This window comes from Novosphingobium sp., assembly GCF_965214355.1.
GTDB lineage: Bacteria > Pseudomonadota > Alphaproteobacteria > Sphingomonadales > Sphingomonadaceae > Novosphingobium.
Map to the genome: position 1 here is coordinate 1,264,008 of NZ_CBDCBI010000002.1, position 11,845 is coordinate 1,275,852.

The 11,845-nt window shown below is 59.9% G+C and carries 6 protein-coding genes and 1 pseudogene; 6 read left to right on the forward strand and 1 reads right to left on the reverse strand.

What is annotated here, in order from left to right:
* Window positions 1–15: 15 nt before the first annotated feature.
* Window positions 16–4,734, reverse strand: a complete 4,719-nt coding sequence (locus ACOOE2_RS06420; RefSeq protein ID WP_420382193.1) for a CheR family methyltransferase — start codon at window positions 4,732–4,734, stop codon at window positions 16–18.
* Between ACOOE2_RS06420 and ACOOE2_RS06425 the strand changes: the two genes are divergently transcribed.
* From ACOOE2_RS06425 to gadC, 6 genes and pseudogenes are all read left to right on the forward strand, one after another.
* Complete coding sequence (locus ACOOE2_RS06425) at window positions 4,728–5,132, forward strand: response regulator (RefSeq protein ID WP_420382194.1); 405 nt, start codon at window positions 4,728–4,730, stop codon at window positions 5,130–5,132. The two genes, ACOOE2_RS06420 and ACOOE2_RS06425, sit on opposite strands and share 7 nt — an antisense overlap.
* A 2-nt stretch (window positions 5,133–5,134) precedes the next feature.
* The gene (locus ACOOE2_RS06430; protein ID WP_420382195.1) at window positions 5,135–6,484 is read left to right on the forward strand and encodes a glycoside hydrolase family 130 protein; all 1,350 of its coding nucleotides are present in this window, start codon (window positions 5,135–5,137) and stop codon (window positions 6,482–6,484) included.
* Window positions 6,485–6,581: 97 nt separating this feature from the next.
* A pseudogene (locus tag ACOOE2_RS06435) lies at window positions 6,582–7,136 on the forward strand (NAD(P)H-dependent oxidoreductase); the annotation flags it as partial.
* A 216-nt stretch (window positions 7,137–7,352) separates the two neighbouring features.
* Window positions 7,353–8,003, forward strand: coding sequence for a BON domain-containing protein (locus ACOOE2_RS06440; RefSeq protein WP_420382196.1), 651 nt, complete (start codon window positions 7,353–7,355; stop codon window positions 8,001–8,003).
* Between the two features lie 383 nt (window positions 8,004–8,386).
* A complete protein-coding gene (locus ACOOE2_RS06445; RefSeq protein WP_420382197.1) occupies window positions 8,387–10,165 on the forward strand; it encodes a pyridoxal phosphate-dependent decarboxylase family protein in 1,779 nt (592 codons plus the stop codon).
* Between the two features lie 67 nt (window positions 10,166–10,232).
* Window positions 10,233–11,813, forward strand: coding sequence for a putative glutamine/gamma-aminobutyrate antiporter GadC (gene gadC / locus ACOOE2_RS06450; protein WP_420382198.1), 1,581 nt, complete (start codon window positions 10,233–10,235; stop codon window positions 11,811–11,813).
* Window positions 11,814–11,845: the final 32 nt, after the last annotated feature.

Consider the following 11,845-nt stretch of genomic DNA (forward strand, 5'->3'; position numbering starts at 1 on the left):
TACAAGCCGGACCGATCAGCCATCCGCCGCCGGGGCGGCTTCGGCAAGCGGTCCAACGAGTTCTGCCTGCACGACCCGCCGGGCGAGCTCTGGCAATGATTTGACACCCATGCGGTGCATGACGGCAGCCCGGTGGTTTTCGACTGTCCGCTGGCTGATGCCAAGATCGGCGGCGATATTCTTGCTTGGATGTCCGGCCAGAACCATGTGCATGACTTCACGCTGCCGTGAGGTCAATTCGGAAACGAGCGCCACAGCCGTTTCATGTGCATCGTCGATCACGCTGGAATCGCGTGACTGTGCAATCGCGCGGGCAATGCTCGCCAACAGTTCGGCGCGGCCCACCGGCTTTTCGATGAATTCACAGGCGCCGGCGCGCATGGCCTCGACCGCCAGGCCGATGTCGCCACTTCCAGTTATGAAGATCACCGGCAAATGATCGCCGCGCGCGCGCAGTTCGCTCAACAGACCAAGGCCGCTTAGTCCGGGCAAATGCGCGTCAACCAGCAGGCATCCCTCGCCGCCGCGACGATAGGCGGCGAGAAAGCTTTCCGCGCTGTCGAAATCAAGTCCCCTGCGGCCATCGCCTGCCAGCACTTCGCAGATGGTGGCGCGGATTTCGGGGTCGTCATCCACGATATAGGTAATCGGGACCGACGCGTTTGCAGTATCTGCGCCCGGCGGCCGCGCAAATGGAATTCCGCTGGGGCACAACTGCTCGATCGCTTCCACCAGGGCGTGTGGATCGACGGGCTTGCTTAGCTGAATGCAATCTTCCAGACCGATCGTGGCCAGCGTTTCGGTGGCGATGTCGCCCGTCAGGATAATGCCCGGCAAATTCGAATGGAACTCGTCGCGCAACTGTCGCAACAATTCCAGGCCGTTCATGCCGCCCGGCAGATTGTAGTCGGTCAACAGAATTTCCGGCCGGATGGCACCGCCTGCCACCAGCTTCAACGCGCCCGCGGCATCGCTCGCAGCACGGACGATGTAACCGTCGGATTTGAGCAATTGTTCGAGCAGTCCCAGAATATCGGGATCGTCATCGACCACGACCACCTTGCACCGGTGCCTTTTTGCGTATTTTGCTTTCTCGATGGTGATCGGCAATGCCGTCCGCGATATCGATATGTTGGACCGCATCGGGACCGTCACCGAAAATAGCGATCCCTTGCCGAGCACCGAACGCACGTCGATGTCATGCCCCAGCAACCGCCCGAGCCGTTGCACGATCGACAGGCCGAGGCCAAGGCCGCGGCTGCGCTCGCGTGCGTCGTTGCCGACCTGATGAAACTCTTCGAAGATCGCCGTCAGTTCTTCTTTGGCAATACCGATCCCGGTGTCGCCAACTTCGATCCGCAGGAGCGGGCCACAGTGCCGGACGCCAAGCAGAATTTTGCCCGTTTCGGTGTACTTGATCGCATTGCCCAGCAAATTGCGAAGGATCTGTTCGAGCAGGCGCGGATCGGTTTCGATTTGAGCCGTCGTTGACACCACGCGAAGTGACAGATTGCGTGCTTGCGCGACATAGCCGAATTCGTCGCGCATGCGGTTGAACATATCCCCCAGCGAAAACACCCTTGGCATCGACCGAACCATGCCGGCCTCGATCTGGTTGATATCGAGTAGCGCGTTGAGCATTTCCGATATGGTGAGCAGGGTGCGTTCGAAACGCGCCAGCAACCGCTGGGGCTTTTCGCCCTCTACCACCTGAACCAGCAGTTCCTTCAGCAGCGTCAACGACTGCAACGGTTGGCGCAGATCGTGGCTCGCCGCGGCGAGAAAGCGCGACTTGGCAAGGTTGGCGCGCTCGGCCTCCAGTTTGGTCGCCTTCAGCGCATCCTCGATACGTTTGCGTTCGGTGATATCCGCAAAGGTTATAACCACGCCCTCGATGCGGCCGTCGTGTGTCAGATAAGGAAATATACGGCGCATGTAAAAGACGGCGCCAGGGGCCAACACTTCGCGCTCGATCGCGCCAGATCCCGACACCACTTTGCGCGCATCGTCGAGCAGGGCATCATCTTCCGTAATCGAACGCAGATCGGCCAGCGGGCGTCCGACATCGCCTGCAATGATGCTGAATACGGCGCCGACCGCGGGGGTGAAAAAGCGGATGTGCAAAGCGCGATCGAGAAACAGCGTACCGATTTTCGTGCTGTAAAGGACGTTCTGGAGATCGTCCGAGGTGAGACGCTGGCGGTCGAGGGTTTCCTGAAGCTGGCCGTTGAGCGCAGTCAGTTCCTCGTTCAACGACTGCAATTCTTCCTTCGAAGTCAGCAGTTCTTCATTGGTCGACTGGAACTCCTCGTTGACCGACAGTGCCTCTTCGTTGATCGCCTTTTGTTCTTGCGAAGATGTTTCTTCGCTCTGGATCGAGACCTGGAGCTCGGCCTGGGCCGCTTCGAGCTCGCGTTCGAGTTCGACGATGCGCGACGCGTCCTGCCGTCCGTGACTTAAATTGGCCGGGGCACCGCTCTGCAGCTCCGGGGGCGCCTCCTCCAGGAAACAGACCAGCAGCAGGTCTTCATTCTCGCCGGCCAAGCGCTCGACTGCAATCCTGAACCAGATCGATCCTCCGGCCACGATCAACCGGGTGCGGCCACCGTCTACGTTCGCCGGCAATGCGACGATGGAGCCGGCAGCGTCGTGAACCGGTTGGAGAGTTCGACCGACGGCTTTGTCAATCGCAAGCTTCAGTTTTCGGCGCAGCGCCAACGGGGCCAGCGCCAGCAGATCCTGGCTGGCATAGCCCGAGGGCAGCTGGAGATAGCGGTTGGTAGGCCCCATGGTAAACAGGACCTGGCGCTGGCGGTTGATCAGCACCGCTGCAGGGGTGTGGGCGGCAAGGACCGCGCGCGCGCAGATCTCCGCCAGGCTGCTTTGGCGTGGCTCCGAGCCATCGCGGCCTGGCGCCGTCAAGCGCGGCATGGCCTCGCCAAAGCTGACCGGGAAACCTGGCTCGCCCGGCCGGCTACGCCCGATATGCCGGTAAAAGCGCTCGTTTTTGGCAATGACATCAAACCGGCCCGCTGCCTTGCCCACTGTCTCGGACGAACCCAGGATCAGGATACCCCCTTCGCGCAGCGCGAAATGAAACAGTGAAATGACTTTTGCCTGAGCCTCGGGATTGAGATAAATCAGCAAGTTGCGACAGGACACGAGGTCCATGCGCGAAAAGGGCGGGTGGATGAGCAAGTCCTGGACCGTAAACACGACATCGCCGCGAAGGGCCGGGGCAACGCGGTAGCCGCCGTCTTCGTGGATGAAATAGCGGGCGAGCCGATCCTTGGATACGGCCGCTGCTATGTCGGGGGAATACAGACCCTCGCGCGCGAAAGCGATCGCATCGGCATCGATATCGGAGGCGAAAATCTGCAACTTTATATTGCGGTCTACAGCGACGATCGCGTCGCGGCAAACCATGGCGATCGAATAGGCTTCCTCGCCGGTGCTGCACCCTGCGACCCAGATGCGCAGAGTTTGCTGCGCAGCAATGGTCTGGATCAATTCGGGGATGATCGTTTTGCCGAGCGCGTCGAAGACTTTCGGATCGCGGAAAAAACTGGTGACGTGGATCAGCAGATCCTTGGCCAGCATGGCGCATTCCGCCGGCTGCTTGCGCAGCACATCGAGATAGGCGGCCAGATCGCCTTGGCTGATACCGAGAAGAGCCAGGCGCCGATCGATCCGCCGGAAAATAGTGCCGGTTTTGTATTGCCGGAAGTCCTGTGCAGTCGTTTCGTTCAGGACAGTCAGGATTGCGTCAAGGGCGATCGATTCTTCGCTCGCAGCCCGTTCGCTTGCCGTCGCTGCCATGCGCCCCCCATCGGGTGCCCGCGATCCAGAATCACCCGCGCGATCGTTGACGGCAACCAGCCTGGCATGCGCGGCGAACATGGCGGGCATGTCTGCCAGAGGAAGTATGCGGTCGACATATCCGGTGGCGATTGCGCTGCCTGGCATGCCGTCGTATTCCGCCTCTTCGGGATCTTGCGCCACGACACAGCCGCCGGCCTGGCCAAGTGCGGAAAGACCCAGACTGCCATCCGAGCCCGTACCCGTCAGGACCACGCCCAGCGTTTGTGGCCCGCAGCCATCCGCCAGCGACCGCAAGAGAAAGTCGAACGGTAGCCTGGCGCCGCGTGGTGCCATCGGGGCAGTAAGTTGCAAGGCCCCGGCACGAACCGAGAGGTAGCGTCCTGGCGGAATGATGTGCACATGGCCGCCTGCGAGCGAGCAACCGTCCTGCGCCTCGACCACGGTCATCGTCGTATGCTTGGCGAGAAGTTCGGCGAGCAGGCTGTGATGCGTGGGATCGAGATGCTGGACAAAAATGAAGGCGGTCGCGTTCAGGCGCGCATGGGCGGTATAATCGGTGCTGATCGCGGTCGAAATGGCGTCGAACAGCCGGGATACAGCCTCCAGGCCACCGGCTGAGGCACCGATGGCGACAATCGGCAACTGATCGGGTGGTCCGCGCGCCAACGCCGCCTCGGGCACGATCGCCGGGCGGGCCGGACCTTCCGCGATTGTGGGGGCCTGAATTGCCAATGCCAAAACTGGTTGTTCTACGCTCATCCCCGACACTACCATCCCCGCTCGGCAAGCCCCCATTAATAATGGCTCATTGAGTAGTTTCCGAGGCTCTTGGCAGGGAACCTTTTTCGACATGATCATATCTCTTTGCTCTTCAGTACTTTTCCCCCAAGGCCCGGAACCCAGATATGCCATTGCCGTCAGGCTCTGCCACAATTGAGCAGCAGCGGATTATCATTGTCGAGGACGATGCAGTACTCGCTGAATATTTTGCCGAACTCTTGATCGGTATGGGCCACGATGTCTGCGCGATCGCCGGCACCGAAGCAGAGGCTGTCGCCGAAGCAGAGGCGTTTCATCCCGACCTGATGATCGTGGACGGGCAACTGCGCGAGGGCAGCGGGGTTTCGGCCATGGCGCGCATCTTGCGAAAGGGCGATGTCGCCCATTTCTATGTCACCGGAAATCCGTGGTCGCTGCGCGAGCAGGTGCCCGACGCAGTGATCGTTACCAAACCTTTCACGCTCCGCGAGCTTAACCACGCAATTGCCGTCGCCGTGGAATCCGAACGACAGCGTCAGAGCGCCGTTTGACCATGGCGCCCGACGTTGCCGTCACGCATCTGCCCATCATTTTGCGTGCCGATCCCGCGCGGGTGGTGCTGCGGCCCTTCATTCCCGCCGATGATCCGCCAAGCACCGATAAACCGAACCGCGCGCAGCGCCTGACCGAGCGTGTGATGGCGCTCTGCGATCAGGCAGTCGCGGCCGAACTGGATCGGGTCGTGGCCAGTTTGTCCGATCGCCATCGTGACATTGCGGCGGTACTTTTGCGCCGTTTCCAGGAAGTCAGCGGGGCCATCGGCAGAGCACAACCCGTCCCCGGCGCGGAGCCGATGATCGATCCTCAGCCGGAAAGCGGGCAACAGGTCCTAAGCGACGCTCGTCGGCGCCTGATCGGCGCCTATTTCTGCGAGGAATATTCGTTCGAGGCCGCTGCGCTGTTCAATCCAAGCATCGTCGCCCATCCCGACCAGACGCGTCTGCCGCCCGGTTGCTTGCGCTTTGTGCTGTCGTTGCGCGGTGTGGGCGAGGGCCATATTTCATCGATCACCTTCCGCTCCGGCATCATCGGGGCGGATGGATCGGTCGTGATGGATCCGGCAAGTATCCAGGCCATTTCGCCGCATATCGCCTTCATCCCCGGCGACATTCCTGACGATTCCGCGTTGCGACTTTCCTGCGCGGAGAGCCGCGACATTTCCGAGATCGTGATTTTTCCTGTCACTTTGCACCAGCAGCACGGTATTGAAGATTTGCGGCTGGTGCGGTTCGTCGAGGACGATTCAAGCGTTACCTGGCTCGGTACGTATACCGCCTATGGCGAGGGCCAAATTCGCGCCGAATTGCTCAGCACCACGGACTTCTCGACGTTTGAACTGATACCGTTGCGCGGCCCGGCGTCGGTCAACAAGGGGCTGGCGCTGTTTCCGCGCCGCATCGCCGGCCAATATGCGATGATCGGCCGGATCGATCATGAAAATATCTGGCTGCTCCGTTCAAATGATCTCATCCATTGGGACAGCGGTAAGAAAATCCTGTGTCCAAGGCAGGTTTGGGAATTTGTCCAGCTCGGCAATTGTGGCAGCCCGATCGAAATCGCCGAGGGCTGGCTGGTGCTGATCCACGGCGTCGGCCCGGTGCGCAACTACTGCATCGGTGCCTGCCTGCTCGACAAGACCGATCCTGGCAAGGTCCTGAAGCGGCTGGCGGCGCCGCTGTTGCGCCCTAGCGAACAGGAACGTGATGGCTATGTGCCCAACGTCATCTATAGCTGTGGCGGGATGGTGAACGGACGCACGTTGATTTTGCCGTATGCCGTGGCCGACAGCTTCACCACATTTGCGACGTTGGCGCTCGACGACTTGCTCGCGGCCATGGATTGAGAAAGCCCCCGGCATGAACACCTCAACTGAAGTAGAGCCTGGTACCAAAGCGCAACACATCGTCATCCTGTGCCACCCATAGGTCGACAGTTTCTGCGATGCCGTGGCAAAGGAATACTGCCGCGTGGTCGAGGAATGTGGCCAGAAAGCGCATCTACGCGACCTTTACCGGATGCGTTTCGACCCCGTCCTACGGGCCGAGGAGCAGCCCGGCAAGCACGGCTTTTTCCAGGACCCGCATGTCGCCTACGAACTGGACTTGATCGCGGATGCCAGCATTATCGTGCTGGTCTACCCGATCTGGTTCGGCACGCCGCCGGCCATGATCAAGGGCTATGTAGACAGGGTGCTGGGCTCGGATGTGTCCTATCGCGCAGTCCATGATCATGATGCCAGATCGCCGCTGGCAGGCAAGCAGTTGCTCAGCTTCACGTCTTCGGGCAATTCGCAGATCTGGCTGGAAGAGCAGGGCCAGTGGCAATCGCTGGTGCAGGTGTTCGATCGCTACCTCGAACGCGCCTTCGCGATGGCGCCCAGCGAACATGTTCATTTTTCGCCGATTGGCGAGGGATTGAGCGAACGTTCCTTTCTGCAAAAAATGTACGACGTGCAGCAAAGCGCGGAAAAGGCCTGTTCGCAGATCAAGACCTGAGTTGAATTCGGCATGGTGGTGTCCGCCCGTCCTGAAACGAGCCGAGACTTGCCAGTACCAACTTGCGCTGTTCCTGACCCGTGAGGACGGCTTCTGGCGGTCCACAACGAGAAGCAGGCGAAGGGGCGATGAACGTGACTGAGTATTTTCCGAGGCTGTAAGGCCGGAGTGCATCGAGGCACCATTCCTGAACCACCTCACCTCCGGAGATATAAAATGTTGCAAGATACTCAGCTGCAAAAAGCAGTCCTGGCCGAATTGAATTGGGAACCAAGCATCGCCGCTGCCCATATCGGCGTGACCGCCGACAACGGCACGGTCACATTGACCGGACACGTCCAAAGCTATGCCCAGAAACATGCCGCGGAAATGGCGACCGGGCGCGTCAAGGGCGTGAAAGCCATTGCCGAGGAGATCGAGGTGCGGCTTCCCGGCGAAATCAAACGCGACGACGCCGAGATTGCGGCCGCAGCCGTTGATCGGCTTGCCTGGGATCCGGGCATTCCGCGTGACGCGATCAAGGTTTTGGTACGGCAGGGGTGGGTTTCATTGAGTGGACAAGTCGATTGGAATTTCCAGAAAACTGCAGCCGAACGCGAAGTCGGCAATCTGATGGGCGTGCGCGGTGTTACGAACCAGATCACAATCAAGCCTCGCGTCGACACCGCCAACTTGAGTGACGACATCCAGCACGCTCTTCACCGCTCATGGTTCTTCGATTCCGAAAAAGTCCATGTCACGGCGCAGGATGGCCGAGTCAAATTGACCGGAACAGTCGCTTCATGGCGGGAAAAGCGCGTTGCATCCTCCACGGCGTGGGCGGCTCCGGGAGCCACATCGGTTGTAAATGACCTGATCGTCGCCTGACTTCCGGGCCCGGCTATCAGTCTTCAACACGACTGGTCGCCGGGCGCCGAATGGCAAATGTCGTCCCTATTGCTTAGCGAACGCTTCGAAATATGCTGCGCTATCGACCCAGACCGGTCGGCTTGAGGTGGCCTGGTTGACGCGCTACGATTGGTTTGCATGCCGGGCCGCACGGACCCAGGCAAACCGGTTCGCCAACACGCCGTGTGCAAATTGAGTATTTTCCGAGGCTGCATGGCGACGGCGCCCTTCAATAGTCTTCAGCACAGGCAGGCTGAAGCTGACTCGCGGAAAAGTTCGCAGGCCGGCTGCCCCCCAAGCCAAGTCCCCCAATCGTTCGCGTTCGGCATCACTGTCGGCGGGCGAGCTCTGAAAGGTCGATCATGACTGACACTGCACTGACGCTCGCCCCCGTTGCCGAAGCCCCCCAGGTTTATGAAGATCACTGGCACGACGATGGTAGCGCACACGAAAAGTCCCCAACCTGGGCCAAATATCATTCGGCAATGGCGAGCGAATTTCCTTCGCCCTTCCGCGGGACCGACGATCCGCTGGCGCAGCAGATCGGCAAGTTCGTCGCGCGGCTCGATGCGCTACGCCCCGAAAAGGACGGTCCTGCCTATCTCGGCAAGAATGCTGCACTGGCCTATACCTATCCCGAAGTAAAAAACGTCAGCATTCCCCAGAAGATGGGCGATCTTGACGGAGTGCTCGACGAGGTTGTCGAATTGTTCGAGGGTGCGCCCAACTGGGGCAATCCGCTAACAATGTGCAATGTCATTCCGCAGTCCAACACCGCAGCAATTATCGCATCGATGCTTAGTCAGGTGTTCTCGGCCAATATTCTGGAGGGCGAATACGCCCAGAATGTTCACAAGGCCGAACTTGAAACCGCCGGCATGCTGGGCAATCTGTTCGGCTGGGATCCGATCAAGGCCGGCGCGATCTATACCTGGGGCGGCGGCGGCTGCTGGACCTATGGCTTGAAATACGGGCTGACCCGCGTGCTGCCCAATTCGCGGACCGCCGGCGTGCGCACCGATGCAAAAGTGATCTGTTCGCAGCAGGCGCATTTCGTCCAAAAGAATGCCTCGGACTGGATGGGCCTGGGTTCGGACAACATCGTGCATGTCCGCACCGACATCGATACCAACCAGATGGATGTCCGCCACCTCGAAGAGATCCTCAAGGATTTTACGGCGAAGAAGATCCCCGTCGCCACGATCGTGTGCACAATGGGCACGACCGATGCCAGCGCGATCGATCCAATCCGCGCGGTGCGCGACCTGATCGAGCGCTATCCCAATCCCGAAGGGTATGGCAAGACGATCCTTTATGCCGACGCCGTCGTCGGCTGGTCATGGATCTATTTCGCCAGTTACGACTTTGCCGCAAACCCGCTTGGTTTTTCCGACCGCATCCTGCCGATCCTCAAAGCCAACGGCGAGGCGCTGAAGGACATGACGGTTGCCGACGCCGTCGGCATCGACTTCCACAAGGTGGGCTGGGCGCCTTATGTCAGCAGTTGCTTTCTCTACAAGAACGCCGACGAGTTCGAGACGCTGCATCGCTGGGGCGGCGATGCGTATCTGCAAGTCCGGACACCATACAATCCGATGTATTATACGCTCGAAGTGTCTCGCACCGCTTCGGGTTCGCTGGCCGGCTGGGCAACGCTCAAGTACTTCGGGATGGAGGGCATGCAGGCCATTCTCGGCGGCATCCTCGAAACGAAATACTACCTTTACGACCTGGTCAAAACGCACCCCGAACTGGTCTGCGTCAACCCGGATGATTCCGGTCTGATCACGCTGTTCCGTGCCTATCCAAAGGGGCTTGATGCCAAGGCGCAGTACCATCGCGAGCTTACGGACGCGGGCGCGCGCGCCGAATTGATCAAGCACAACAAACTGACCGAGGCGATCGGCAACAAACTTTACGAATGGTACCGCGCGGGCAAGCAGATCGATGGCAAATTCACGCCCTACATGAGCTTCAGCACCGGTTTCCGGAACACCGAATACAATATCGACGGCAGTGATCCCGAAGCGGTGATCTACGCCATCAAAGCGTTCCCGATGAACGTGTTCGTTACGCCTGCGATCATGAAATGGGCTCTGTACTGTGTAAACGCGGCCCGCGACGAAGTCTTGAAGGCCTGATCCTTCCAAACGCCCATGGACAGTCGGGCCCGACCCGACTGTCCACCTTCATCAAGGATCAATTCCGATGGCCACCAACAAACCGCGCGTTGCGGTTGCAACACCTGCGCGTCCGACACGCGATAATGCGCCTGCAACGCTGGCAGCCGTGCTGCGCGGCGGCAAAAAGGTCGCCGTTATCAGCATGATCGCATTTGCTGTCATGAACATCACGACAATCGTCAGCCTGCGCGGCCTGCCCGCGATGGCCGAATATGGCATGACCTCGATTTTCTATTATATCTTCGCGGCGCTGATGTTTCTGGTGCCGGTTTCTCTCGTGGCGGCCGAACTAGCGGCTGCCTTTCCCAACCAGGGCGGCGTATTCCGCTGGGTTGGCGAAGCGTTCGGTCCGCGCTGGGGCTTTGCGGCGATCTATTACCAATGGCAGGCGATCGTCATCTGGTTTCCGACCGTGCTGATTTTTGCCGCAGCAGCGCTGGCCTATATCTGGTGGCCGCTGAGTTTCGACCAGGCGGTCGCCAACAACAAGCTGTATACGATCGTGGTCCTGCTGGCGGTTTATTGGGCGGTCACCCTGTTCACTTTCCGCGGGATCAAAGCCTCGGCGCAGCTCAGCTATCTTGGCGGGCTGTTCGGCACGATCATTCCGGGCGCAATCCTGATCGTGATCGGCATTGCGTATGCGGTTGCCGGGCATCATGTCCAGATCAACCTTCACGGCAGCGTGATCCCCGATTTCAGCCACGTCCAGAACATGGTCCTGGCCGCCAGTGTCTTTCTCTATTTCGCCGGCATGGAAATGCAGGCGGTGCATGTGAAGGAATTGAAGAACCCGTCACGCGATTATCCGCTATCCGTGCTGATCGCCACAGTCGTCGTGGTGATCCTCTTCATTGCGGGCACGGTTGCGGTGGGCACTGTGGTCAAGCCTGACGCCATCGATCTCAATCAAAGCCTGCTGGTTGCCTATCGCCAGTTGTGGGCGGCATTCGGTTTACCGTGGCTCGGCAATGTCATGGCGGCGATGCTGGCCTTTGGCGTGCTGGGTCAGGTCAGTGTGATCGTCGCAGGACCATCGGCGGGCATTCTGGCGGTCGGCAAGGCGGGATACCTGCCTCATCTGCTGCAAAAAACCAACAGGAACGGGATTCCGACGACGATCCTGATCATCCAGGGCCTGTTCGTCACGGCGCTGTGTGCCGCGTTCACCGTGCTGCCATCTGTGCAATCCGCCTACCAGATCCTCAGCCAGATGGCGACGATCATCTATCTCCTGATGTATCTCATCATGTATGTCGCCGCGATCCGGCTGCGCTACATTCAGCCCGACAAACCGCGCCCGTTCAAGATCCCCGGCGGCATGGCCGGCATGTGGATCGTGGGGCTCATCGGCCTGGCCGGCGCGCTGATCGCGACATTCGTCAGCTTTGTTCCGCCGTCCCAGATCAGCACCGGCAGCCCGGTCACCTATATCGCGATCCTGCTCGTCGGCACCGCCGCGTTTGCAGCCGTCCCGTTCGTGGTGTTCCAGTTCCACAAGCCGGCTTGGAAAGCCGTCGATTCCGACTTCGAGCCGTTCGAATGGGAGCTTGATGCCCGCAAAAAAGCCTACCCCATCGCGACCACGCACATCGGTGTGGTCTGATGCGGTCCGCGCTGGTCTGCGCCGGCATAGGC

Bases quoted from the DNA above. Each gene is read 5' to 3' on its own strand.
- ACOOE2_RS06425 (WP_420382194.1), top strand. From the start codon at position 4,728: ATGCCATTGCCGTCAGGCTCTGCCACAATTGAGCAGCAGCGGATTATC.
- ACOOE2_RS06420 (WP_420382193.1), bottom strand. From the start codon at position 4,734: ATGGCATATCTGGGTTCCGGGCCTTGGGGGAAAAGTACTGAAGAGCAA.
- ACOOE2_RS06430 (WP_420382195.1), top strand. From the start codon at position 5,135: ATGGCGCCCGACGTTGCCGTCACGCATCTGCCCATCATTTTGCGTGCC.
- ACOOE2_RS06440 (WP_420382196.1), top strand. From the start codon at position 7,353: ATGTTGCAAGATACTCAGCTGCAAAAAGCAGTCCTGGCCGAATTGAAT.
- ACOOE2_RS06445 (WP_420382197.1), top strand. From the start codon at position 8,387: ATGACTGACACTGCACTGACGCTCGCCCCCGTTGCCGAAGCCCCCCAG.
- gadC (WP_420382198.1), top strand. From the start codon at position 10,233: ATGGCCACCAACAAACCGCGCGTTGCGGTTGCAACACCTGCGCGTCCG.